The sequence below is a fragment of the Rhizobium sp. YS-1r genome, from assembly GCF_000757525.1.
In the GTDB taxonomy this organism is placed as follows: domain Bacteria; phylum Pseudomonadota; class Alphaproteobacteria; order Rhizobiales; family Rhizobiaceae; genus Neorhizobium; species Neorhizobium petrolearium.
In genome coordinates this window covers 223,866-248,253 of record NZ_JPYQ01000024.1, presented here as the reverse complement: position 1 = coordinate 248,253, position 24,388 = coordinate 223,866, and the positions used below count along the sequence as shown (strand labels likewise).

Annotated in this window: 17 protein-coding genes; 8 read left to right on the top strand and 9 right to left on the bottom strand. The window is 61.1% G+C overall.

What is annotated here, in order from left to right:
- Positions 1-8: 8 nt before the first annotated feature.
- Complete coding sequence (locus JL39_RS17140) at positions 9-848, bottom strand: IclR family transcriptional regulator (protein ID WP_037152987.1); 840 nt, start codon at positions 846-848, stop codon at positions 9-11.
- Between the two features lie 102 nt (positions 849-950).
- On the opposite strand from JL39_RS17140, the gene JL39_RS17135 reads away from it, so the two are divergent.
- Together JL39_RS17135 and JL39_RS17130 are read left to right on the top strand one after the other, a co-directional pair.
- On the top strand, positions 951-2,147 hold the full coding sequence (locus JL39_RS17135; protein ID WP_037152986.1) for an aminotransferase class V-fold PLP-dependent enzyme: 1,197 nt from the start codon (positions 951-953) through the stop codon (positions 2,145-2,147).
- 30 nt (positions 2,148-2,177) lie between these two features.
- Positions 2,178-4,010: an ABC transporter ATP-binding protein gene (locus JL39_RS17130; RefSeq protein WP_037152985.1), complete on the top strand. Its 1,833-nt coding sequence runs from the start codon at positions 2,178-2,180 to the stop codon at positions 4,008-4,010.
- A gap of 82 nt (positions 4,011-4,092) precedes the next feature.
- On the opposite strand, the gene JL39_RS17125 is transcribed toward JL39_RS17130, so the two are convergent.
- Positions 4,093-5,130 carry a LacI family DNA-binding transcriptional regulator gene (locus tag JL39_RS17125; RefSeq protein WP_052182937.1) on the bottom strand — a complete coding sequence of 346 codons (1,038 nt, stop codon included), beginning with the start codon at positions 5,128-5,130 and terminating at the stop codon, positions 4,093-4,095.
- A 176-nt stretch (positions 5,131-5,306) separates the two neighbouring features.
- Here JL39_RS17125 and JL39_RS17120 point away from each other — a divergent pair, with 176 nt between their 5' ends.
- From JL39_RS17120 to JL39_RS17105, 4 genes are all read left to right on the top strand, one after another.
- A complete protein-coding gene (locus tag JL39_RS17120) occupies positions 5,307-7,673 on the top strand; it encodes a CoA transferase (RefSeq protein WP_037152984.1) in 2,367 nt (788 codons plus the stop codon).
- 3 nt (positions 7,674-7,676) lie between these two features.
- Positions 7,677-8,507, top strand: coding sequence for a MaoC family dehydratase (locus tag JL39_RS17115; RefSeq protein WP_037152982.1), 831 nt, complete (start codon positions 7,677-7,679; stop codon positions 8,505-8,507).
- A 263-nt stretch (positions 8,508-8,770) separates the two neighbouring features.
- The gene (locus JL39_RS17110) at positions 8,771-9,883 is read left to right on the top strand and encodes a mandelate racemase/muconate lactonizing enzyme family protein (RefSeq protein ID WP_037152980.1); all 1,113 of its coding nucleotides are present in this window, start codon (positions 8,771-8,773) and stop codon (positions 9,881-9,883) included.
- 36 nt (positions 9,884-9,919) lie between these two features.
- The gene (locus tag JL39_RS17105) at positions 9,920-11,509 is read left to right on the top strand and encodes an ABC transporter substrate-binding protein (RefSeq protein ID WP_161784771.1); all 1,590 of its coding nucleotides are present in this window, start codon (positions 9,920-9,922) and stop codon (positions 11,507-11,509) included.
- Between the two features lie 171 nt (positions 11,510-11,680).
- Here the strand turns inward: JL39_RS17105 and JL39_RS17100 are convergent, their stop codons facing one another.
- The 6 genes from JL39_RS17100 to JL39_RS17075 form a co-directional block, all read right to left on the bottom strand.
- Positions 11,681-12,700: an oligopeptide/dipeptide ABC transporter ATP-binding protein gene (locus JL39_RS17100; RefSeq protein WP_037152975.1), complete on the bottom strand. Its 1,020-nt coding sequence runs from the start codon at positions 12,698-12,700 to the stop codon at positions 11,681-11,683.
- Positions 12,697-13,704: an ABC transporter ATP-binding protein gene (locus tag JL39_RS17095; RefSeq protein WP_037152973.1), complete on the bottom strand. Its 1,008-nt coding sequence runs from the start codon at positions 13,702-13,704 to the stop codon at positions 12,697-12,699. The genes JL39_RS17100 and JL39_RS17095 overlap by 4 nt, the downstream gene beginning before the upstream one ends.
- A complete protein-coding gene (locus JL39_RS17090; RefSeq protein ID WP_200883970.1) occupies positions 13,701-14,594 on the bottom strand; it encodes an ABC transporter permease in 894 nt (297 codons plus the stop codon). Before JL39_RS17090 ends, JL39_RS17095 begins: the two co-directional genes overlap by 4 nt.
- Positions 14,594-15,529 carry an ABC transporter permease gene (locus JL39_RS17085; protein WP_037152971.1) on the bottom strand — a complete coding sequence of 312 codons (936 nt, stop codon included), beginning with the start codon at positions 15,527-15,529 and terminating at the stop codon, positions 14,594-14,596. The genes JL39_RS17090 and JL39_RS17085 overlap by 1 nt, the downstream gene beginning before the upstream one ends.
- A gap of 80 nt (positions 15,530-15,609) precedes the next feature.
- Positions 15,610-18,195 (bottom strand): hypothetical protein, encoded by a 2,586-nt coding sequence (locus JL39_RS17080; protein ID WP_052182936.1) that lies wholly within the window; start codon positions 18,193-18,195, stop codon positions 15,610-15,612.
- 169 nt (positions 18,196-18,364) lie between these two features.
- Complete coding sequence (locus JL39_RS17075) at positions 18,365-19,984, bottom strand: ABC transporter substrate-binding protein (protein ID WP_037152969.1); 1,620 nt, start codon at positions 19,982-19,984, stop codon at positions 18,365-18,367.
- 271 nt (positions 19,985-20,255) lie between these two features.
- Between JL39_RS17075 and JL39_RS17070 the strand changes: the two genes are divergently transcribed.
- Together JL39_RS17070 and JL39_RS17065 are read left to right on the top strand one after the other, a co-directional pair.
- Entirely contained in the window at positions 20,256-21,356 is a 1,101-nt protein-coding gene (locus JL39_RS17070) for a LacI family DNA-binding transcriptional regulator (RefSeq protein WP_037152966.1), read from the top strand.
- Positions 21,357-21,384: 28 nt separating this feature from the next.
- Positions 21,385-23,595 (top strand): alpha-amylase family protein, encoded by a 2,211-nt coding sequence (locus JL39_RS17065; RefSeq protein ID WP_161784770.1) that lies wholly within the window; start codon positions 21,385-21,387, stop codon positions 23,593-23,595.
- A gap of 21 nt (positions 23,596-23,616) precedes the next feature.
- Here the strand turns inward: JL39_RS17065 and JL39_RS17060 are convergent, their stop codons facing one another.
- The gene (locus JL39_RS17060) at positions 23,617-24,387 is read right to left on the bottom strand and encodes a FadR/GntR family transcriptional regulator (protein ID WP_037152964.1); all 771 of its coding nucleotides are present in this window, start codon (positions 24,385-24,387) and stop codon (positions 23,617-23,619) included.
- Position 24,388: the final 1 nt, after the last annotated feature.

Sequence of the window (24,388 nt, the reverse complement as noted above, 5' to 3'; positions counted from 1 at the left end):
GACAGAACTCAGTGGTTGCGCCAGCCCATCAGCTTTTCGATCTTCTCGGCGGAGGCGCGCACCTGTTCCGTATAGTGGTTTTCGTCGGAAAAGACCTTTTGTTCCGGAAGTACGATGGAAATGGTGGCGACGCACTGGCCCTCGCGATCTACGACGGGCGAAGCAATGCAGGCAACGGCATAGTCCGATTCCGCAACCTGAATGGACAGGCGCTCCTGAAACGCCTTGCCTGCCGAGTCGGACAGGGTGCGGGCATTAATCTCGGCACGACCGGTCGGAGAGGTTCGGGCGCAACGCTTGAAGAGTTCGATCCGCTCCTCGTCCGGCAGGTGGCCGACAAGCAGCCGGCCGGAGGCAGTCCAGTTGAGCGGTACACGCGTGCCGACGCGCGAAGCGACCTGGAAATGGCTCGGGCCGTCCGCCATGGCGAGCACCAGCATATAGTCGCCGTCGCGGCCGCAGAGCTGTACGGTTTCACCCGCCTGCCGACAGAGGTCGTGCATCTCGTGGGTGGCGACGCTCATGAAATCCAGCGACCGGGCATAGGCAAGACCGTAGTGGTAAAGCCGAGCGCCGAGCCAGATCGACCCGTCGGGATTGCGGGCCAGCATGTTCTTTTCGACCAGATCATCGATGATCACGTAGACGGTGGAAAGCGGTGCCTTGACCGCCTTGGCGATCGCATAGGCGCCCGCCGGCGCACCGGTTTCGTAGAGATAATCGATCACCTGCAGCGCACGGTCGATGCCGCTCACGCGCGAGCGGCGCGCGCCCTTGGCTTCCGTTTCCCCGGTGGAAACGGCGTCTTCGGAGAGTGCTGCAGATGAAGTCCTGGCGTCCAATTCAATGTTCCTCGCGGGCCCCTCGTGTGATTTCGAGAGGCTATTACATTACTATGGCATAACTGTCGATGGCAATCCGCAGCCGGCCATCACTTTGGAGAGATGAGAATGTCCGATGATATCCGCACCCAGATCGGGCTCCGCCCGGTCATCAATGTATCCGGCACGATGACCAGCCTCGGGGCCTCGATCGTCGTTCCGGAGGCGATCGAAGCCATGGCGGCGATCCTGCCGCAGTTCGTGGAGATCAACGACCTGCAGCGCAAGGCAAGCGCCGTCATCGCACGGCTGACGGGGGGCGAAGCGGGGTTCGTGACGGCCTCCTGCTCTTCCGGTATCAGCCTCGCAGTCGCCGGAGCCATGACCGGCAACAACCTGCTGGCGATCGAGAAACTGCCGGACGCGGCGCCGGAGAAAAACGAGGTCATCGTCCAGATGGGCCATGTGGTGAGCTACGGTGCGCCGGTGGACCAGGCGATCCGGCTTGCCGGCGGCAAGGTGGTGCTGATCGGCCAGGCGACCTCGACGCATCGCTACCACATGGAAAATGCGATCACCGACAAGACGGCGGCCGCCGTCTATGTGGTCTCGCATCACGTCGTCGACTATGGGCTGCTGAACCTCATCGAGTTCGTCGAGATCGCTCATGCGAAGGGCGTTCCGGTCATCGTCGATGCGGCCTCCGAATACGACCTGAAGCTCTTCATGGCGCAGGGCGCGGATATCGTGCTCTATTCCGGCCACAAGTTCCTCGGCGGCCCGACCTCGGGCATCGTCGCCGGTAAAAAGGAGCTGGTGCGCAGCGCCTTCCTGCAGAACATGGGCATCGGCCGCGGCATGAAAGTCGGCAAGGAGAGCGTCTACGGCGTCATGGCGGCTCTGGAAGCCTGGGAGAAACGGGATCATGCGGGTATCCGCGAGCGCGAAACGGGCTATCTGAACCTCTGGAAAAAGACACTCGACGGGCGTCCGGGCGTGACTGCACTGATCGAGCCCGACCCGACCAACAATCCGCTCGACCGCATGCGGGTGATCATCTCACCGCCGGAAGCGCATATCACCGCCTGGGATCTTGCAAGCGCGCTTGGACGCGGCGAACCGCCGATCATCGTCCGCGACCACGAGGTGGAACATCACTATTTCTACCTCGATCCGTGCAATCTGCATCCGGGCCAGGAAACGATCGTTGCGAACAGGCTTGCGGAAGAACTCGACAAGGCACGCGCCTCCAACGAGATCATCGCCACGCCCATCGAGGAACGCAGCCGGCACCGGTTTGATGGAATGCTGCGCTGGCCGGACTGAGCCGAACAAGACCACAGGAAGGGAACGATCATGGCCACCTCGCAAGCGCAAGCCGTCCAGTCCGATCAACCGGTTCTGTCAGTCCAGAACCTGACCACGTCGTTCAACGTGGACGGCGAATGGAAGCCGGTGGTCCGCAACGTTTCCTTCTCCGTTGCGCCGGGCGAGACGGTGGCGATCGTCGGTGAGAGCGGCTCGGGAAAGAGCGTCACTTCGCTCTCCATCATGCGCCTCCTGCAGGAAGGGACGAGCCGTATCGAGGGCAAGATCATGCTCGGCGGGCGCGACCTGCTGTCGCTTCCTGAACACGAGATGCGCAAGGTGCGCGGCAATGACGTCTCGATGATCTTCCAGGAGCCGATGACGAGCCTCAACCCGCTCTTCACCATCGGCGATCAGATTTCCGAGGCGCTGCTCTGCCACAAGGACATGTCGGCGGCAGAGGCGAAAGCCGAAACCATCCGGCTTCTGGAAAAGGTGCGCATCCCGTCGGCTGCCTCGCGTTTTGATGAGTATCCGCATCGTTTCTCCGGCGGCATGCGCCAGCGCGTGATGATCGCCATGGCTCTGGCGTCCAGGCCGAAGCTCCTGATCGCCGACGAGCCAACCACCGCGCTCGACGTGACGATCCAGGGCCAGATCCTCGACCTCATCAAGATGCTGCAGGATGAGGAGGGCACGTCCGTCCTGTTCATCACCCATGACATGGGCGTGGTTGCCGAAATTGCTGACCGAACAGTCGTCATGTATCGCGGCGAGCAGGTCGAGACGGGCGCGACCGCGGACATCTTTCATCGCGGCAAGCATCCCTATACCCGCGCGCTGCTCTCCGCCGTGCCGGTGTTGGGTTCGATGGAAAAGTACCAGCGGCCGCTGCGTTTCCCGGTCGTCAATGCCGCAACCGGAGAGTCCGATGTGCCGGTCGAAGTGCCGGATACAGTCGCGAAGGGCAAGCCGATCCTTGAGGTAAAGGGGTTGACCAAGCGTTTCGATATTCATTCCGGCCTGTTTGGGCGGTTGAGTGGCCGCGTGCATGCCGTGGAGAACGTTTCTTTCGATCTCTTCGCCGGCGAGACGCTATCTCTGGTGGGCGAATCCGGCTGCGGCAAATCGACAACCGGCCGAGCAATCATGCGGCTCATCGAGCCGGACGCAGGTTCGGTCACCGTCGAGGGCCGTGACCTGCTCGCGCTCGACAGACGGGAAATGCGCGAGATGCGCAAATCCGTGCAGATGATCTTCCAGGACCCGTTCGCCTCGCTCAATCCGCGCATGACCGTTGGCCAGGCCATCGCCGAACCCTATCTCGAACACCAGATGGGGACTTCGAAGGAAGCCAAAGAGGTCGTCGCTGACATGCTCGGCAAGGTGGGGCTGACACCGGACATGGCAAGCCGCTACCCGCACGAATTTTCGGGTGGCCAGCGGCAGCGCATCTGCATCGCCCGTGCGTTGGCGCTTCAACCGAAGGTGATTGTCGCCGACGAAAGTGTTTCGGCGCTCGATGTGTCGATCAAGGCGCAGGTCATCAACCTGATGCTCGACCTGCAGCAGAGCCTCAACCTCGCCTTCCTGTTCATCTCCCACGACATGGCGGTCGTGGAACGCGTGAGCCACCGCGTTGCAGTCATGTATCTCGGTGAAATCGTCGAAATCGGCCCACGCGTCTCCGTTTTCGGCAATCCGCAGCACGATTATACGAAGAAGCTCATGGCCGCTGTTCCCGTGCCGGATCCCGATCGCCGGCGAGAGAAACGCATGGGCGCCAGCGATGAGTTGAAGAGCCCAATCCGGCCGGTCGATTACCTGACGAAGACGCGCGAATATCGCGCCGTGTCACCAGGCCACCTCGTTGCGGTATGACGCGGCAGACGGTTCATCTTCTCAGGATGCTTTCGCTGTGTCCCTGTAAAGCAGGTGTCCCGAAAGCATCGCACTATTTGCGTCAGTCTGGCGAGGCCGCTCCCATCGTCGAGCGGCGTTTGATAAGTTCACCGGAAATCCTGCGGATGGTCGGTAGCTTGCCGGGCACACAGGAGCCGTCTTCGAGCATGGTTACCGTGACATCGACAAGCGTGTCGATCGGCTGGCGGAATGTCGTCAGGCTGTAATGTGGCCAGCCTGCCATGGCGATGTCGTCGAAGCCGGCAACAGCGATATCCTCCGGCACGCGTACGCCATTTTCCTGAAGCGCGTCGATACCGCCGACCGCGAGAATATCGTTGGCAAAAAAGATCGCGTCAGTGTCTCCACGGGCCAGAATATCGAGCGCCGCGTTTCGCCCTGCATAATAGCTGTACTCGCCGCCATCGATCAGCGCAGACAGCGTCATGCCGTGCTCGGCGATGCGGGTGATAAAGGCGCTCTGACGCTCGCGGTTGGTGGTGGTGTGCGAAAGGCCCGCCACATAAGCGATACGGCGGCGCCCGATCTCGTGGAAATGATCGGCGATCGTCCTCGCGCCCTCGATATTGTCGCAGATCACGCAACTCAGTTCCGCATCTTCCGCGACGCGGTTGATCAGGATTGCCGCCCGATCCTCCGTCGCCCAACGCAGAGTCGGGCCGGACAGGATCGTCGCGGAAATGATAATGACCGCATCGACGTTGTAGCGTCTCAGCGCCGAAAGCTGCTCCTCCAGGTCGGCGCCCTTGGTGATGTTGAACATCAGACTCTGCAAGCCGATGCGCTGCAGCCCGCGTGAAAGTCTCTCGATAAGCGCCGGATAGAAAGGGTTCTGCATGTCCGAGATGACGATGCCGACGATATTCGTCCGGCTCTTCGAGAGCATGCTGGCGATGGCATTGGGATGATAACCGACGTCTTCGGCATGGCGCAGGATTTTCGCCCGGAGTTGCGGTGCAATGCTGGCCCCGGGTGTGAAGGCGCGCGAAATGGCCGACTGGCTGACGCCGATCATCCGCGCGAGCTCGCGTGCCGTCATCGGCTTGCGCCGCATCTTTTCGCTGGTCGTATTATTCAATGCCGCACTCCCTGGCACCGTTGCAACCGCTGCGAGATTCTCCCTATCGCTTAATCAGCCTTCCTTCAATACGACGAATTGGAACAGAAGCCAATCTTGCATACGTATGCAATGCGCGCTACTTTCGCGACGGCAGGGGAAGGAGACCTGTCGGCAAGCGGTTGGTGGAGGTGTGGATGCCCACGGCATTGGACGGCCTGCGGGTCGTCGATTTCTCGGATAGCCTGGCAGGACAGTATTGTGCACGCCTGCTGGCGGATTTCGGGGCGGACGTCACGCTGATCGAGCCTGTGGAAGGCTCTCCCATCCGCCGCATGCAGCCATTTTCGGTGACTGAGCCCAATCTGTCCTTGCATTTCTGGCACCTCAACGCCGGCAAGCGTTCCATCGTCGTCGACCGGGCGGATGCCGAACGGCTTGACGCGATGCTGGCTGCGGCGGACATTGCGATTCTGCCGGAGGATTTCGATCCGCTGCGCGTGGAGCGGCTGAATCCCGGCTGTATCGCAGCATCGGTCAGTGCCTTCGGGCGGGATGGACCCCTGGAGGATTGGCGAGGGCCGGAGATCGTCCTTCAGGCGCTGTCCGGCATGATGAACAACAACGGCGCCTATGGACGCGAACCGCTCTATGGTGTCGGAAACCGCGCCTCTTACGCGGCAGGGTTGGCGACCTGCATCGGCATTCTCGTCGCCTTGCACGAGCGCCATTCCAGCAATCTCGGTCAGGTCGTCTCGGTCGATGCGGCGGAGACTGCTGCAGCCATGTGCTTCCCTTATGTGATGCGGCACATCTACAACGGCTCCATCCACACGCGGCGGGATCAGACGATCCCCGCGGGCCAGGTGAAATGTCGCGACGGCTGGGTCTGCATCTGGATCTACAATCATCGCTGGCATGCGGTCTGCACGGCGCTCGACCTGCCGCATCTGGAAAACGATCCGCGCTTTGCCGAACCGGCTGTGCGCCGGGCGAATTGGGAAACCCTTTACGAGATCATTCAGGAAAAGGTTACGGATCAGTGCGCCGAGGAACTGGTGGAGCGGCTCCAGAAGGCGCAGGTCATCGCCGCGAAGGGTTACCAGCCGTCCGAGCAGTTGCAGAACGGCCATCTCAACGATCGGAATTACTGGGAAAAGGCAGACGGACGGCTGATCCTCGGCACGCCTTACCGGATGAGCGTTACGCCGCGTAAAGTCACATCCGGCGCACCGGCTCTCGGCGAGGCGAACGGTGAAATCGCCTGGACGCCCCCGGAACGGGTACCAGTTCGGCAATCGTCCCCGAGGCTGCCGCTTGAAGGCCTGAGGGTCATCGAGATCACGACGGCCTGGGCCGGTCCCATGGCTGGTCGGGTGCTTGCCTATTTCGGCGCGCAGTCGATCCATGTGGAATCGCCGAACCGCGTGAATTCCTGGCGGCTCAACAAGGAGAAACCCACTCCGGTCAACTTTCCCGATGGTGAAGCGGGTTCCCGACCCTTCGACCGCTCCTTCCTCTTCAACTCGCAGAACGTCAACAAGCTCTCGTGCATCCTGAACCTGAAGACGGAGGAGGGGCGCAAGACGCTTCGCCGTCTCGTGGCTGTCGCCGATGTATTGATCTGCAATTTCCGGCCGGGCACGCTCGCCAAGCTCGGACTCGACTATGAGAGCCTGGCCGCGATCAAATCCGATATCATTGTCGCGGAATTGCCGGCCTTCGGAGGCAGAGGACCGATGTCGGGCTATGCGGCGCTCGGGCCAACGATGGAAATGGCGACCGGCATGTCGGCAATGATGGGCTATCCTGGCTGCCAGCCGGAAAACAGCGGCCCTTCCTATCTCGATCCGATCGGCGGCTTCAACGCCGCCGCCGCGATCCTGATGGCGCTTTATCATCGCGACCGGACAGGTGAGGGCCAGTATGTCGAGGTGCCGCAGGTGGAGGCGGCCATGCAGTTCATCGGCGCTGAGCTTCTACTTGCTGCTGAAACCGGAGACGACCCGCCGGCGGATGGGAACCGGGTTCTGCACATGGCGCCGCATGACGCCTTCCCTGCGCGAGGCGAGGATCAATGGGTGGTCATTGCCGCGGAGGACCACAAACAGTGGGTCGCCCTTTGCGCGGCCATGGGTCGGCCCGAGCTTGCCTCCGATCCGCGCTTCTCCGATCTTGCCGCTCGCAAGCGTAACGAGGCGGAGTTGACCTCCATCATCTGCGAATGGACAGCGACCCGGGACAAGCATGCGGTCGCAAGGCTCCTGCAATATGCCGGCGTGGCGGCCGCTCCTGTCGCAAACGCAGCCGATGTGGCGGCGAGCACCTATCTTGCCTATCGCGGGTTCTTCACCGAACTCGATCATCCCGATGCAGGGCGACATCGCCATCCCGGCCTGCCCATTCATTTGAGCCGTACGCCCGGAAGCCAGCGCCGCGCCGCGCCACAATTCGGTGGCCATAATCAGCATGTGCTTCGGCACATATTGGCCTTTTCAGCCTCCGACATCGATCGCATTTCGAAGAGCGATGCGATGGCGGCCGTGCCTTTTCCGGACGGTTGAAGCATGAATTCATCTCCCGTCTTTCCACGAGAACTGGCCGTTAACATCCGGCTCGACGACGATCCGCGCTACAAAGGGTCGATCCATGACGACGCGGTGGCAAGATCACGCGGCTACAAGGCAGCACTGGTTCCGGGCGCCTTCGTTTACGGCCATATCAGCCGCCTCGCGCTTCACGCCTGGGGCAAGGATTGGACGGTCCGCGGCGGCATGGGCGTGCGCTTCCGCCGGCCGGTCCATAACGGCGACCATCTGGTGATGCGCGCAGGTCCTCTTCAAGATGAAGGCAGTGTATGCCGGGCGGAAGTTTCGGTTATGAACGAGGATGGTGACGAGGTTGCTGCCGGCTGGATCGGATTGCCGGAGGACTCACCGGACCTGCCGGACATGTCAAGGCTTGCCGCTATTGCAAGGCCCGAGATTCCTCCGCCGGTTGAGGCGGGGGATCTCAGCCGGGGCATGCCTCTCACCACGGCCAATCGAATCCTGACGGATGTTGATTTCAAGGCTTCCCTGCGTGCCTTCGGTGAGGCCGATCCTTTCTACGAGCGGGAGGCGGTCGTCCATTCGGGATGCTTGATGCGGCTTGCCATGGGCGATACGAACAACAGCTTCAGATTTCCCACTCCGGTGGTCCTGACGGGGATCGAGACGCAGCATTTCGCTCAGGCGAGGCCGGGGCAGCGGCTTGCCGTCGTCGGTGCGGTCGCAGGAGCCTATCTCCGCAAAGGCAAGCATTATCTCGAAAGCGAGGAATTCATGCTTGCGGATGGAAAACTCGTCGCACGGTTTCTCCGAACCCAGATCTATGCCTTTGAGCAGGTGTCTTCCTGATCATCATCAGGCCCGCCATTCATTCCGCTTTTTTGCAGATGTCGCTTGCATACGGATGCAATTTGCGCAATGCTGTCAATATGGAGGAATGTGACGGCGACAGGCCGATCACGGTGATCGATGCGGTCGGGAGGGCCGCGCGAGACTTCAGCACAGCATGTCATGCATCGAACTGTTTGCCGGGCGTTGCCGGGACAGTGCCAAAGGACTTTTCAACCCGCGCTCATGCGCGGGCGGTTTTGCTTTTTCATTGAGGATGCGCAGTGGCTACGCCGACGACCATTAAATCCATAGAAGCTTTCCAGGTGATGTGGGAGCCGAACGAGCCGCCGGGTCGCCGCAGCGCGATCGTTCGGGTGACGACGATCGACGGGATCGTCGGATATGGCGAGGCTTCGCCGATGATGGGCGGCGAGCATTCGCTCGGTGTGGTACGGGACTTCGCGCCATCCCTGATCGGTGCGGATGCGCTGGACCAGGCGGTGCTCTATGACAGGCTTTTGCATCGATACGTGAAGCTCGGGCCGGAAGGCGCCGTGACCGGGGCGCTCGCTGCGCTCGACATCGCGCTCTGGGACATCAAGGGCAAGTATTTCAACCAGCCGATCTTCAAACTGCTCGGTGGCGGATGGCGCACGGAGGTGCCGTTCTACGCTTCGATCGGGGGCAATGCCGGGCGCACCGTCGATGAAGTCCTGCGTGTTGTCGAGGCACGCTGGAAGAGAGAGACGCCGGCCGCCATCAAGATCCGCTGGGATGGCGACCGTACCCGGCAGGACTATGACATCCCGGGCGATATCGCAAAGGCGAAAGCGGTTCGCAAGCTCGTCGGCGACGATTTCCCGCTCGCCTTTGATGCCAACAACCAATATTCGGTCGGCGGTGCGATCCGGGTCGGGCGGGTCTTGGAGGAGCTCGGCTATATCTGGTTCGAAGAGCCGGTGCAGCACTATAACGTTCGTGCGATGGGGGAGGTCGCCCAGCGGTTGGACATCACCGTTGCGGCAGCGGAGCAGACTTACACTACCCAAGCGCTTGTCGACATGATCAATGCCGGGGTCCGCATGGTGCAGCCGGATATCGTCAAAATGGGCGGCATCACCGGCCTCATGCAGTGCGCCGCGATCTGCTACGCGCATGGGGTCGAACTGGTGCCGCATCAGACGCAGCCGACCATCGCGCACACCGCGAATCTGCATGTGCTCGCGACCATCATGCACCTTACCAAGCCCGCCGAGTTTGCCGATCCCTCGACCCGCATGCATGTGGCTTTCGAGAATCCGCCGATACCGTCCGATGGCAAGTTTACGGTTCCGAATGGGCCGGGTCTTGGCCTGGTGGTCCGCGATGCTGAATTGAAGATGCGGCGAAGCTGATAGACTCAAACTTGTCTTTGGGAGGAGATGATGAGCTTGAACAGAAGGGAATTTCTTGAACTGGCTGCCGCGGCAACGGCATTGAGCACAATGGGCGTCCGCGCAGCCAATGCCCAGGACACCGACGTCATCCGCATCGGGATTGCCGCAGGCGGGCCGCGTACCAGTGATCCGAACTTCACGACGCAAGGGTCCGATAATTGGGCGACGGAGCAGATGTACGAACAGCTCGTCCGTCCGGAAGACGGCGATTTCGCCACCTCGCCCGACAAATATGTGCCGACGCTCGCGACCGAATGGACATCTTCCCCGGACGCCAAAACCTGGAATTTCAAGCTTCGTCAGGGCGTGCAGTTCCACAAGGGGTATGGCGAGATGACGTCCGATGACGTCGTCTTTTCCTACAAGCGTGCAATTGCCGACGGCACCAACAGAACCATCATGTCGAACGTCGCGGACGTGGTCGCCAAGGGACCTTACGAGGTCGAAATCACGCTGAAGACACCGGACGTGAACCTGCTCGGCACCACGATCTTTTCCAACAATACTGTGATCGTTTCGAAGAAGGCCTTCGACAAGATCGGCGCTGAGAAGTTCATGACGGATGCGGTCGGCACCGGTCCCTACGAGCTCACCCGCTTTGACAGCGAATGGGGCGAGGCGATGAACCGCCATGAGGGTTATTGGGGCAACAAGGCAAAGATTGCCAATGTCGAATGCGTCTTCATCGCCGACACCACGGCCCGCACATTGGCGCTGCTCTCCGGCAACGTGGATATGATCGAGGCCGTGCGTGCACCGGGCTGGGTGGATTCGATGCTGCAGCGTGACCCCACCCTGCAGTTCGACATGACGCAGCCGGGTTCGTTCAATACCCTGCATATCAATCTCAAGCGCAAGCCTTTTGACAACCTGAAGGTCCGTCAGGCGGTCATGTATGCGATCGACCGGCATGCGGTCGCCGAGGCGCTGAAGCCGATGGGTGGCTTCATGGCCGGCCTGCAGCCGGATTTCTTCCCCGCCGGCTCCAAGACCGAGGATCTGCCGCCGGAACTGCAATACAAATACGATCCGGAAAAGGCCAAGGCCCTGTTGGCGGAAGCAGGTTTTCCGGACGGGTTCGATTTCGACAGCAATTGCAGCCAACGCGAGGACTATTCCTCGACCATGCTCATCGTACAGGAGCAGTTGCGCGCCGTCGGTCTGCGCATGAACCTCAAGATCGGCGACCACACGGCCTATCACGCAGACAATCGCAGCGACAAGAACACGCTCGCGATGCATTCTTCGAGCTATCCGCCGATCCCGACGCAGCTTTATTTCCAGCAGCTTTCGTCGAAATCGGAAGTAAAGCCGGACGGCAAGGGTGGCGGCGCCTACAGCCATTACGGCGTGGCGATGCCGGGTATCGACGATCTGCTCAACCAGGCCCTGCAGGCGACCGATTACAAGATCTATGTGGATCTCTGCAAAAAGATCGAGCTGCAGGTGCTCCGCGATCTGCCGCTGATCGGTCTGTCGACGCTGTCCTTCACCGTGGCGCGCAACAAACGCGTTGATCTCGGTTACCCCGTGAAGAGCGGCTATGCCCGCTGGCGCTTCCATCGCGCGACCAAAACGGCGTGATATAATCCTCCCAGCGCCTGCTATCCCTGTTGAGCGATCTTCGGGGATAGCCTTTTCCAGAAGGGTGCGTTCTCCTCTCGAAAAGCAACTCCGACCTCATCCGGTCGCGGGCCCACGAAGACCGGTGATGCTTGTGCCTCGCCGGTCTTCGGACATTTCCTGTTGATTTTATCAGGCCGGAACCGCTTGAGATGCCGTCGGCCGAGGGATCGGAAACGGCTTTGCAAAATGACAGGCCGTGAGCTGACCCGGCGCCACCTCGCGCAAGGGTGGCCGCTCGATGCCGCAGATATCCTGACGGATCGGACAACGGGTATGAAAACTGCACCCTGACGGGACGCGCTTGGGGCTCGGGACGTCTCCCTCCAAAATGATCCGATTTCCCTTGCGGTCGGGATCTGGCTCCGGGGCCGCCGACAGAAGCGCCTGCGTATAAGGATGCTGAGGCATGCCGTAGATCTGCTTCTTCGGTCCGATCTCGACAATGCGGCCGAGATACATGACCGCAACCCGATCGGCGATATGGCGCACCACGGCGAGGTCATGGGCGATGAACAGGAACGAAAAGCCTTTCTGCTTCTGCAAGTCCTGCATCAGGTTGATGATCTGCGCCTGCACGGAAACGTCGAGCGCGGAAACAGGTTCGTCGGCCACGATGAAGCTCGGATCGACGGCGATGGCGCGGGCGATGCCGATGCGCTGGCGCTGGCCGCCGGAGAACTGGCGCGGATGCCTGTCCATGAAGCTTGGCGAAAGTCCGACCTGGGTCATGAGGTCGGCGACGCGTTCGCGCCGCTGGCGACTCGAGCGGACCAAACCAAACACGTCGAGAGGTTCGGCGATGATCTGCGCGATCGTACGGCGAGGGCTGAGCGAGCCGTAAGGGTCCTGGAAGATCATCTGCAGGTGGCGGCGCATGCCTCGCATGCGCGCGGCGGGCAGGTTCGTCAGTTCGGTATTCTCGAAATAGACCTTGCCCGCGGTCGCATCGATCAACCGCAACAAGAGCCGCCCCAGCGTGGATTTGCCACAGCCGGATTCGCCCACGAGTGCCAGCGTCTCGCCGCGATTGATCTCGAAAGAGCAGCCGTCGACGGCGCGCACCCCGTCGGCCTGCTTTGCAAGGCTGAGCCGCATACCGGAGCCGAATGTCTTGCCGAGGTCGTTGACGCGAATGATGGGATCGATCATTGCAGGGCCGCCTCCTTCTCTTTGGCATCCGCCTGGCCGGCCGTCACCCAGCATGCCGCCCGCTGACCAGGCCCGAAAGAGAACATGGGCGGCATTTCGTTCGCGCATTTTTCGATGCGCAGCGAGCATCGCTCGTAGAAGGGACAGCCCTTTTTGACCGATCCGGCCAGCGGCACCGATCCAGGGATCTGGTAGAGGCGGTCGCGGTCGTCATCGAGCCGCGGGATCGATTGCAGAAGTCCCCGCGTATAAGGGTGCTGCGGCGTGCGGAAGATCGAGCGGATGTCTGCTTCCTCTACAACACGGCCGGCATACATGACGACGACGCGCTCGCAAACGTCCGCGATGACGCCGAGATCGTGTGAAATCAGCAGAATGGCGGTGTTCAGCGTACGGCGCAGCTTATGCATCAGGTCGAGGACCTGGGCCTGGATTGTGACGTCGAGGGCCGTTGTCGGCTCGTCCGCGATCAGCAGTTTCGGGTTGCAGGCGAGCGCCATGGCGATCATCACGCGCTGGCGCATGCCGCCCGAGAACTGATGCGGATAGGAGTCGAGCCGGCCTGCCGGGTCGGGAATGCCGACGAGGCGCAGCATCTCGATGACGCGCGCGCGCCTTTCCTCGCCCGTCATTGCCTCATGCAGTTTGATCGCCTCGCCGATCTGGTCCCCGATCGTCATGACGGGATTGAGCGAACTCATCGGCTCCTGAAAGATCATGGCGATGTCGCGGCCCCGGATATCGGGCATTTTCGAGCGCGGCAGCTCGAGCAGGTTCACGCCGTTGAACTCGATGCGTCCCTGCACGATGCGCCCGGGCGGTTCGGAAATCAGCCGCAGGATAGAGAGCGAGGTGATCGACTTGCCGGAACCGGACTCACCGACGATCCCCACCGCTCCGCCGGCGGGGATCTCGAAGCTTACGCCATCGACGACCCGGATCGGATTGGCTTTCGGTCCGAACTCGACAGCGAGATTATCTACCTTCAGAAGCGGTACCGTCATTCCGATATCTCCGGATCAAGTACGTCTCGCACCGCGTCCCCCAGGAGGTTGAACGAAAGGACAACACAGGTGATGGCGAAGCCGGCCCCGATGATCGGCCAGGGCGAACCGAAGAGATTGTTGAGGCCATCGCGGATGATGTTGCCCCAGCTCGGGTTCGGCGGCTGCGTGCCGATGCCGAGGAAGCTCAGCGACGCTTCGAGGCGGATGGCCGAGGCGACCCAGAGCGTCATCAGCACGACGATCGGGGCGGCGATATTGGGGATCACGTGGCGGAAGATGATGACCGGCGTGCGCACGCCGACTGCGATGGCCGCCTCCACATAGGGCTCCTGCTTGACCGCAAGCGTTGAGGCGCGCGCCACGCGGGCAAAGCCCGGAACGAAAGCGACGGTGATTACGGCGATGACATTCCAGAAGCCTCCGCCCAGCACCGCCGCGATCATGATGGCGAGCAGCAATTCGGGGAAGGCGAGGAGGAGGTCGATCAGGCGGGAAATGATGCGGTCTATGACTCCGCCGAAATACCCGGCAACCACGCCAAGCACCGTACCGCAGATCGCCGCCAGCACCGGCGAGATGAGGCCGAAGATCAGCGAGTTCCGCGAGCCGTAGATCATCCTCGACAGGACGTCGCGCCCGAACTGGTCGGTGCCGAGCCAATTGTCGGCGGAAGGCAGCCGGTTGATCTTGAGGATGCTTTGGGCGAGTGGGTCATAAGGTGCGAGAAGCGGCGCGAAGACCGCGACGAACACGAAGACCACGACGACCGCAAACGCGAACATCGTCGATGTGCGCGAGAAGAGCTCGTAGCCAAGCCGGCTCAGCGCCCTCGGTTCCGGTGCGAGGGAAGGGGACGGCAGTTCGGAATGTTCGATGCTGACAGCCATCACTGCACCCGAATTCTGGGATCGACGACGATATAGACGAGGTCCATCATGAGGTTGATGAGCACGACGAACATCGCGAAAATCACGACGCCGCCCTGGATGACTGCATAATCGCGTTCCGAGATGGCGCTGATGAGCAGCTTGCCGATGCCCGGGCGATTGAACACCAGTTCGATTGCCACCGATCCCGACAAAGTGGCGAGCGTGCTGAGGCCGATCCCGGTGGTGAGCGGCAGCAGGGCATTGCGCAGCCCGTGCCGGTAGATGACCCTTGGTTCCCTTGCACCCTTGGCCCGCGCCGTGCGGATGTAATCCTTGCCGAAGACTTCCAGCAGGGACGTTCGCGTGAGCCGTCCGATGAAGGCCGCCTTGACCAATGCCAGCGTGACGGCCGGCAGGAAGACGTGATGCATCCGGTCGAGAAAACCCTCCCCGCCGCCATTGATGGGAAAAAGCCCGAGGTTCAGCGAGAAGGTGATGAGAAGCAGGGCTCCCAGGTAAAAATCCGGCACTGCATAGCCGAGCAGTGAGAAGCCGCGCACCGCACTGTCGGCGGCCTTGTTACGATGGGTCGCCGCCAGCACGCCGAGCGGAATACCAAAACCGACGCCCAGTATCATGGCGACGATAGTCAATTCGATCGTGTAGGGCAGGTTATAGCCGATCAGTCGCAGCACCGATTGATTGTTCATTAGCGACGTGCCGAAATCGAGCGTCAGCATGCCCCAGATGAAGTCGATGTATTGCTGCCAGAGAGGCGCGTTCAGGCCCATCCGCTCGCGGAAAATTTCGAGCTGTTCCGGCGTCGCCATATCTCCTAGCGCTGCGATCGCCGGATCGCCCGGCAGAATGCGCATGGCGATGAAGACGAGGGTCAGAACCAGCAGGACTGTGGGAACGGCATCCGCCAATCTCAACAGAAGATATCGCGCCATGGTGTTTTCCTCCTCCCTGGTCGCGGTGTCCGTTTTGCCTCCTCGCAGCACGGGCAGGCTATACTTGCGCAATCACCTGCCTACTGCCAGCCTCTCTCCTGCAAGGACGTCAAATAAGGCTCGTTGGCGAGGTTCGGCTGCAATCCCGGCGATAAGAAATTTCGTCGGTTGCGCGCAAAGCTGACGAAATACTGCAGGTGATACTTCGAGCGTGTGTAGTCGCCCGGGATGGCAGCGACGAAGCTATCCTCCCGCTGCCTCATCGGCAGAGATATCCAGCGCTCGGCCTGATTGACGTGCCGGTAGTGGAGGAGGGGCTCACCATCGGCCTCTCCGGCGAAGCGGACCACGAAATCCTCGCCCGGCTTGAAGGTCGGGGCACCATGCACGGAGGACGCGCTTGATGAGACGGGTTGGCGTGCTTCCAGCGCCGCGATCGTGGCTGCCACCGCTGGTTCGGCCCTGACGCTTTCATAAGAGCCGCCGCCACGGAGCGATTCCAGATCGGCCAGTTCCGCACGCATTTCCGGCAGTCGCGAATGCCACGAGCCACGCAGCCAGGATTGTGGGCCGTAGGTGAGGTCATCCATGTAGAGATCACGGGAAGTGTCTGCGATCTTTTCCCAGGCCATCAGCGAGCGGTTCGCATGGTCGATGACACGATTCATCAGCGTCGTGACCTTGGTTGCGACGAAGAGCTCGGCCCAGCAGGCCGCCCGGAAGCGTTCGGCGAAGAAGCGTGCCAGCCCGGCGCAGATCTGGATGTCGACGATCATCCGCTGCACGGCTATGTTGCCGAAGCTTTTGGTGCCGGTCGCCTTGAGGACTGCGCTCTCGCAGCCGTGCGCCATCTCGTCCAGCCAGTCGGCGACATCGAGCGGGGTATAGCGGTGCGATGCCTTTCCGTTGAGCAGCAGTTCAATGTATTCACGCGCATTGGCAAAGAAGGCGGGATCGAAGGTCGGAGCGTTACCGAAGCGGACCGGTCCCTCCATATCGAAGCCATAGGCTCTCCGTCCCGAGCCCTCGATCAGGGCGAGGTTGGTGTAGACCTCCGGCCAATAGTGGTTGTTGGATGCGGACGGGCCATGCGCCAGTGTGACCAGCGGCAGGACCCGGCTTGCCCAGGACAGCCCCTTTTCGCAGGCCTCTGCTGTATCGCCGCAGGTCTTGGTGAGATAGCGCATCCAGCTTCCGCGTGGCGCATCCGGGTTATAAAGCAACCGCCCCCAGACGCGGTACTGATAGTCGTATTTCTGCCAGTCGTAACGGCTGGCAAGGCCCTGTTTCTGGTAGTTGAAGCGCCCGCCCGGGATGCCGGTTCCCATACGCCCCTTGAAGCCCAAAGGTTCACACCATTCGACTCCGTCGGAGCCGGCAAAGATGGAACTGCGCCCGTAGCCTGCGGCAAACTCGGGATCTCCCCAGAGAAGCACACGCTGCGTGCCTGGCCAGATGCGGTAGATGACCTTATAGTCCTTGTCCGCGGTCAAGAGATCGCCATAGGAATACCGCAGGAACTTTCGCGAGCCCTCGCTCAACTGCTCTCGCTCGCTCCGGGCGACTTCCGGCGGATATTCCTTGTCGCGAATGGCCGACTGGTGATAGGGCGGGCCCATGTGCTCAGCCAGATATTTCGGCGAGGCCGCGATCGGCATGCCGCTGGCGCGGGCGATTCCGATCATCCTGTGGTCGAGGCCCTTGCCGTGCAGGTCGATTTCGATCGGACGGCCGGCGGCGGCAACGCCGGCGAAAGCTTCTTCCCAGAAGCCGTATTCGCCCTCGGCGATGCCGCCCTCCACATGGACCCGGAAGGTAAGCCCGGTAATTTCGGGCACTTCCTTCAGAAGCGTCGTGATAGCCTCGCGACAATAGGGGGCAAGATTGTCTTTGGTTATGCCCGTGACGGTGTAATTGGCGCGGGGCACGTCATCGAAGTCGTATCGCTGTGTCCAGAGCGCAAGCTGGAATTCGAGCCCTCGCTTGGCAGCTTCCTGGCCGATGAATTTCAGCATTTCCAGATTCAGCTCGCGCTCGTCGTCCGGCAGTTCCTCGACCCTCACGTCATGGCCGGGGAGGTTAAGCAGATAAGGATAGGGGAAATAGAAATAGACGTCGGTAATCCATGGATTGTGGTAGGGGTAATTGTAACCAAAACCGAGCGCGAGCGAAAAACGGTTGAAGCGGTTGGCTGCAAGCATCGACAGGTATTCGCGCCATTGCTGACGGTCGTAGAACCAGACCTTGTCTTCCTGCTCACTGCAGAACAGCCGGCTCATGCTTCGGACTCGGGCAGATGGCTGCTCGACAAGCGGGAAAGTGCCTTCGAATAAATCCTGGCCTGGAGCGAAACGCACCCGATCGGCTAGTTCCGTCAGCGCGAAGACCAATCCGCGCGTATCGGAACCCCAGGCGGTGATGATGTCGCCCTGCCGGACGAGCACGAAGCTTTCCGGCGCTTCAGGGAGTTCCACAGGCAGTTCTCGAGTGCCGGGCAGGCCGGCTCCGAAGACATTGATAACGATACCGGACTGCGCCGTATCGGCGATCCTGGCCTCCACGTTCCGGCGCGCAAGCGCGTTTTGCAGTTCGGCCGCGGCCCAGCGAACCGGCGGGGCGGTATCCGTCCCCGGGAGAACAATGGTGACCGAAGCCGATGCAGTCATAACGTCATTCCTCTAAAAACAGCTCGAATTCACCGCTTTCTCCGAGCTCTTGGGTGGGGCGTCGCGGCTCGCCGTCTTTCGGCGGATGAATTCATGAAATCGGGCATGGCGCGGCCAGCCGGGACTGTGCCCCGGCGGGCCTGTTTCGTTTAGCGATCGGCTTTGCCGGTCAGCTGATCTTCGCCTTGGTCAGCCGCCAGTGGGCGTAGCCCGACTTGAGTTCGTAGCCGAGATCGACATTGGCAGCCCGGACGACCAGATAGCCGTTGTCGCTGATCGGCAGGAGCGGCATGTCGGTCAGGAACTTGACCTCGATGTCCTGAACCAGCTTGACGCGTTTCTCCAGATCAGGCTCCTCCATCGCCTTCTTCAGCATGTCGTCGATGCCGGGGATGGCGACGCCGTAGTGGCTGAAATTGGGGCCGCCGGAACCATCTGATTTGACTTCGGCAGCAGCACTCAATTGCTCGATGATCGCCTGCGTAGGGACAGGCGGATAGGCCGCCGAACGCTGGAAGATCGTGTTGGTGCCTTTCTGCTGATCGGCGTGGAAGGCGGTGTGGTCCTTGATGTTCAGCTTCATGTCGATCCCGCCGGCGCGAAGCTGTTCCTGGACGATCAGCATTACCGAGGAATAATCCTCGCGCTGCGAGGTGTCGGCGTTGAACGAGAACCCGTTCGGATGCCCGGCCTCGGTCAGCAGTGCCTTCGCCTTCTCCGGATTGTAGTCATAACGAACCTCTGCAGGGATGGTCTCCGCTGTGAACCCTCCCAGATAGGCAGGCGGATTCAGGCCATAGGTCCGCTGACTGACCGGAGCCATGGCGTTGGCGATCTCGTCGCGATTGATCAGATGGGCGATTGCCCGCCGGACACGGATGTCGTCGAAGGGCTTCACTGTCAGGTTGAACGAGATGGTGAAGAAGCTTCCCGGGGAGGCGACGTCGAAATGCAGGTTCGCATTTCGTTGCTGAATCGAGGGCACCCAGCCCGGCGCACGAACGCCTTCGATCATGTGAACGTCACCCGAAAGCAGCGCCAGCGTCCTAGCCGTGGTATCCGCGATATAGCGGACCTGGAGATTGGGGGTGACGGGCGCCCCGCCGAAATAGTCCTTGTTGGCGGTGAGCTTCACGCCCTGCGAGGGATCGCTTTCGACACTCGCGAGCTGGTAAGGTCCGGTGCCGATCGGGTCCTTTTCGAAGGCGGCTGCCCCTTTTTCCTCAAGTGCCTTGCGTGAAATGATGCTGGACGAATAGTGGCTGAGCGGCCCCATGATGAACAGCGGATCGGGCTGGTTCAGCGTGAATATGACCGTGTTGAGACCGTCCACTTTCACGTCGGCGATATTGTCAAACAGGACGCGATTGCCGCCCAGAGCCTTGTCGTTGCGCAGGCGATCGAAGGTGTATTTCACGTCGTCCGACGTGAGGTCGCCATAGCCTTTGTGGAACTTCACGCTCTGGCGAAGCTGGAACGTCCATGTCTTCGCATCCGGTGTCATCGACCAGCTGGTTGCAAGGCTCGGCTGAACTTCGGCGACACTACCCGGAAAATGCCCGAGCGGCACTTCCACAAGCTTGTCGAAGATATGGATGATGGCCCATTCGTCGGCACCCTGGATCGATTTGGCCGGATCGATAGTGCGGACGCCGCGGGCGGCAAAGGCCAGCCGCAACGTATCTGTTGCTCCCTGTGCGAGAGCGTTCGGACCAAGGCTGGTCGCGATGCCTGCGCCGGCAATGGTTGCGGCCGTGCGGCTCATGAACATGCGTCGAGATACTGCCATGCCACTCCTCCCCTGGGCTGTACCGGCTCCGTGTCGCCTCCACGGCACAAGACGGTTGACGAACAACTCGCGCTGATGGTAGCGCTACCATAAACAGATCGTCAAGCGCTGGAAGTCGATTTTTTGAATTGGGGAGGCGAACGCTGTGGTTGGACGAGGGCGTAAATGGATTACCTGCGGCAACGTGGATATCATCGTGGCGTGCTGCAGACGCACGCGGCGGCGCCTTGCCGCCGTGATGCGAACAGGTGGCCATTTCATGGAGCCTTGAATGTCCAAACGCCGTACGGACGGTAGACCCACGATAGCCGATGTTGCCCAGCGTGCCGGGGTAGGGGCGATTACCGTATCCCGCGCTTTGCGGGACCCTTCCCTGGTGTCGGACATGCTGCGCGAGAAGATCGATACTGCCGTCCGCGAACTCGGGTATGTTCCCAATCTCGCTGCCCGGACCCTGGCATCCACCCGCAGCGACGTGGTGGGCGTCCTCGTGCCCTCGCTGACGCAGCATATTTTCGCCGATGTCTTGCGCGGCATTTATGACGGGATCGGCCAGACCAGGCTGCATATCCAGGTCGGCAACACGCGCTACGATCTCGACGAGGAGGATCGGCTGCTTGCCGAACTTTTGCGACACAAGCCGGCCGGCCTGATCGTTTCAGGGATCGACCAGAGCGCTGCCGGCCGCCGGGTGCTGGAAAAGGCGAATTGCCCCGTCATCCAGATCATGGATCTCTCCGACAATCCGGTGAACAAGATCATCGGCTTTTCCCATCACGACGCCGGCAAGGCGATGACGCAACATCTGATCGAAGCCGGATATCGCCGCATCGGATTCCTGAGCGGCTGGATGAACAGCCGTTCCAAGGGGCGGTTGTCGGGATATGTCGAGGCTTTGGAGGAGGCGGGGCTATATGATCCGCAACTGATCAATCCGGCCGGCGATCTCGAAGCACTCGCCTTGCGTGGCAGTTGGGACAGGCATCAGTATTCAACGCCCGCCATGGGGCGGCAGCTGCTCGCGGATCTCTGGAAAGCGGCGCCGGATATGGATGCCGTTTTCTGCAACAATGACGTTCTGGCGCTGGGCGCTCTCTTCGAATGCCAGGCCCGGGGCGTGGCAGTCCCTCGCGAATTCGGCATAGCAGGGTTCAATGATGAGGATTTCATGGAGGCGGCTTCTCCCTCCCTGTCGAGTGTCCGGACCCATCGTTGGAAGGTCGGACATGACGCCGTAATCGCCTTGCGTCGGCAGTTGGACGGCGAGCCGGACGATGAACGGATTGTCGATGTCGGCTTCGACGTCGTGAAGCGTGCGAGCACCGATCGCACGGGAAAGTCCGCGCAACCAAGGGATGCTGCGGCTGAATGAGGAAGTCGGCAAACTGAGGGAGGAAAGAATGGCTGAAGAACCCTGGTACAGGACAACGAAGCGTTGGGGGCAGACCAATCTGGTGGAGATCGACCCGGACCGCTACGATGCCGCCTGGTGGCGCGCGCATTGGCGCAAGACACGTATCCAGGGGGTCATCGTCAATTCCGGTGGGATCGTTGCCTACTATCCTTCCCGCTTTCCGTTGCATCACAGGGCTCATACACTGGGCGAGCGTGATCTCTATGGAGAAATCGTCAAGCAGGCCCGGGAGGAGGGGCTTAAGGTTATCGCCCGGATGGACTCCAATCGGGTTGCCGAGGATTTCTATCGTGCTAATCCGGATTGGATCTGCGTTGACGCGACCGGCAAACCCTATCGGCAGGCGGACAAGTACATTACCTGCGTCAACTCTCCCTATTATTCGGAATATCTGCCGGAGATCATGCGTGAGCTCATCGAGCGCAGTCATCCAGACGGGTTTGCCGACAACAGCTGGGCAGGTATTCCGCGCAAGAAGATCTGTTATTGCCGGCACTGTGCCGATCAATTCCGGGGATATTCCGGAGTCGATCTACCCTCCGGCCATGACTGGTCCGACGAGCGTTACCGACGCTGGATCCGCTGGAGCTACAAGCGCCGGACAGATCTCTGGGAATTCAACAATTCCGTTACCATGCAGGCAGGCGGCGAGCATTGCCGTTGGATGGGCATGATCAGCGGAGACGTGCTCAACAATGGTAACCGGTTCATCGACCTCAAATCCATACTGGAGCGCACCGAAATCGTCATGCTCGATCATCAGCGCCGCAATGCCGTCGACGGCTTTGCCGACAATACGGAAGCAGGCAAGCGGCTGCACGAAGTGGGGGGATGGCAGAAGCTCATCCCGGAAAGCATGCCCCAATACCAGCTTGGCAGCCCCGCCTTCCGGCTTGCGAGCATGCCTGCGGCCGAAGTGCGGCTATGGTCTTCCTCGGGGTTTGCCGGAGGCATCCAGCCGTGGTGGCACCATATCGGCTCGTCGCATGAGGATCGCCGCCAGTACAACAGCGCGGAGCCGATCTTCTCCTGGCATGAAGCCAATGAAGACGTTCTGGTCGACCGCAAGCCATTGGCCGATGTCGGTGTCGTCTGGTCGCAGGACAACCACGATTTCCACGGCCAGGACAAGGCCAACGATCGCACGATGAACCCCTATAGGGGGGCGATCCGTGCTCTCGACCGCGCCGGGATATCTTATCTGCCCGTTCATGCCGACGACATCAGCCGTGCCGCAGGCCGTTTCGGCGTTCTCATTCTGCCCAATCTCGGTGTCATGTCTGATGCGCAGGCCGAGGCGGTGAAAATATTCGCAAAGTCCGGCGGATCGGTCGTAGCGACATCCGAGACCAGTCTTTACGGGCCGTTCGGTGACCCGCGCGAGGATTTCGCGCTAAACGACCTTTTTGGTGTCCACTGCCAGGGCAAATCGCATGGCGGGCAGGAATTTGCCAACCCGGACATCGAGGTGAGCGATCGCCACACCTATGTTCGGCTTGTTCCAGAACTGCGCGCCGGCCTCTACGGCCCAAGAGACGCGACCGCTCCCTTGGCCACTGGCCGGCGTCATGCGCTGCTTGCCGGTCTTGAAGGGACGGACACCGTTCCGTTCGGCGGGTTTCTGCCGGTCGTGGAGGTGGATGACGACGTTGCGGTCCTTGCAACATTTATCCACGAATTTCCGATCTACCCGCCGGAAACCGCATGGATGCGGCGGCCGCATTCGGACCTGCCGGTCATCACCGCCCGCGAAACCACATCGGGAGGAAAGCTCATCTGGCTTGTCGGCGATCTCGACCGGTGCTTTGCCCGCGACGAGCATCCGGAGCATGCGCTAATCATCGCCAATGCCGTTCGGTGGGCCCTTGGTGAAAAGCTCCTGGTGTCGCTCGAAGGCACGCATGGCCTCATCACTCCGACGCTCTATGAGCAGGACGGCCGATATATCCTGCATCTCAACAACCGGCTGGTTACCGCCAAAACGCCCGGACGACAGAGCGACCTCGTTCCGATCGGTCCGGTCACAATCCGGCTGCGCGTTCCCTCCAGGGAAGTTCCCTCCAGGGAAGTTTCCTGCCAAGTGCAATTGCGTGTCAGCTCGTGTGACGTTGCGGCCAAACTTGAGGGAACAGAACTCGTTTTCGAGGTCCCGCAAATCCTGGACCATGAAGTCGCCGTCATCGAATTCCGCTCTTGACGGAAGGTCCCCCTGCCAGGTTCAAAACGAGAGGTCGAGTACACGACCTTCGAACAGGCGGTCGCGCGAGCCTTCAAGGTGCTTGCGCATCAGGTCGCGCGCATCCTCGGCACGTCCGTCGGCGATGGCACGGAAGATTTCCTGGTGTTCCTCGTAGACCTGCTGCAGGCCGGGGCGTGGTCCCATCAGCGACAGGCCGTGGAGGTGCATGCCGACGGCGATGTGCGCTTTCAGCGCTTCCATGGAGGCCGTGTAGAAATGGTTGTTGGCCGCCTCGGTGACCGCTCTGTGGAAGTTGAAATCCGCCTCCACTCGATGAAGCTGGTGGCTCGTTGCTTCACGCAGTTCTTCGAGTGCCGCGGCGATCTTGTCGATCGCCGCCTTGTCGCGTCGCTGTGCGGCGAAGAAGGCGGCCGCCGGCTCGATCGTCAGGCGGAATTCGTAGCAGCGCTGGATATCGGCGATCGATTTGACCGGCGAATAGGCGAGATGCGCGGCTCCCGACGCCTGGGCGCTGACGAAGGTTCCGGCACCCTGGCGCGAGTAGATGAGCCCCTGATCGCGAAGGCGGCTCAAGGCATCGCGGACGACCGGCCGGGATACGCCGAGCATGGCTGCCAGTTCGTGCTCGCCGGGCAAACGTGAGTCCGGTGCATAATTGCCGGTGCGGATGCGTTCCAGAAGCTGGTCGAAGACGCGGTCAACGAGTTTCACGGAGCGGCCGCGTTCCGATTTCACGCTCGCCGTTACTCGCGTTTCTCTTTGTGCACTCTCAGTCAGTCGATCTGCCATT

Coding starts and splice junctions, on each gene's coding strand:
- JL39_RS17085 (WP_037152971.1), bottom strand. CDS start 15,529: ATGGCGCGATATCTTCTGTTGAGATTGGCGGATGCCGTTCCCACAGTC.
- JL39_RS17115 (WP_037152982.1), top strand. CDS start 7,677: ATGAATTCATCTCCCGTCTTTCCACGAGAACTGGCCGTTAACATCCGG.
- JL39_RS17090 (WP_200883970.1), bottom strand. CDS start 14,594: ATGGCTGTCAGCATCGAACATTCCGAACTGCCGTCCCCTTCCCTCGCA.
- JL39_RS17120 (WP_037152984.1), top strand. CDS start 5,307: ATGCCCACGGCATTGGACGGCCTGCGGGTCGTCGATTTCTCGGATAGC.
- JL39_RS17080 (WP_052182936.1), bottom strand. CDS start 18,195: ATGACTGCATCGGCTTCGGTCACCATTGTTCTCCCGGGGACGGATACC.
- JL39_RS17100 (WP_037152975.1), bottom strand. CDS start 12,700: ATGATCGATCCCATCATTCGCGTCAACGACCTCGGCAAGACATTCGGC.
- JL39_RS17070 (WP_037152966.1), top strand. CDS start 20,256: ATGTCCAAACGCCGTACGGACGGTAGACCCACGATAGCCGATGTTGCC.
- JL39_RS17095 (WP_037152973.1), bottom strand. CDS start 13,704: ATGACGGTACCGCTTCTGAAGGTAGATAATCTCGCTGTCGAGTTCGGA.
- JL39_RS17075 (WP_037152969.1), bottom strand. CDS start 19,984: ATGGCAGTATCTCGACGCATGTTCATGAGCCGCACGGCCGCAACCATT.
- JL39_RS17060 (WP_037152964.1), bottom strand. CDS start 24,387: ATGGCAGATCGACTGACTGAGAGTGCACAAAGAGAAACGCGAGTAACG.
- JL39_RS17065 (WP_161784770.1), top strand. CDS start 21,385: ATGGCTGAAGAACCCTGGTACAGGACAACGAAGCGTTGGGGGCAGACC.
- JL39_RS17135 (WP_037152986.1), top strand. CDS start 951: ATGTCCGATGATATCCGCACCCAGATCGGGCTCCGCCCGGTCATCAAT.
- JL39_RS17130 (WP_037152985.1), top strand. CDS start 2,178: ATGGCCACCTCGCAAGCGCAAGCCGTCCAGTCCGATCAACCGGTTCTG.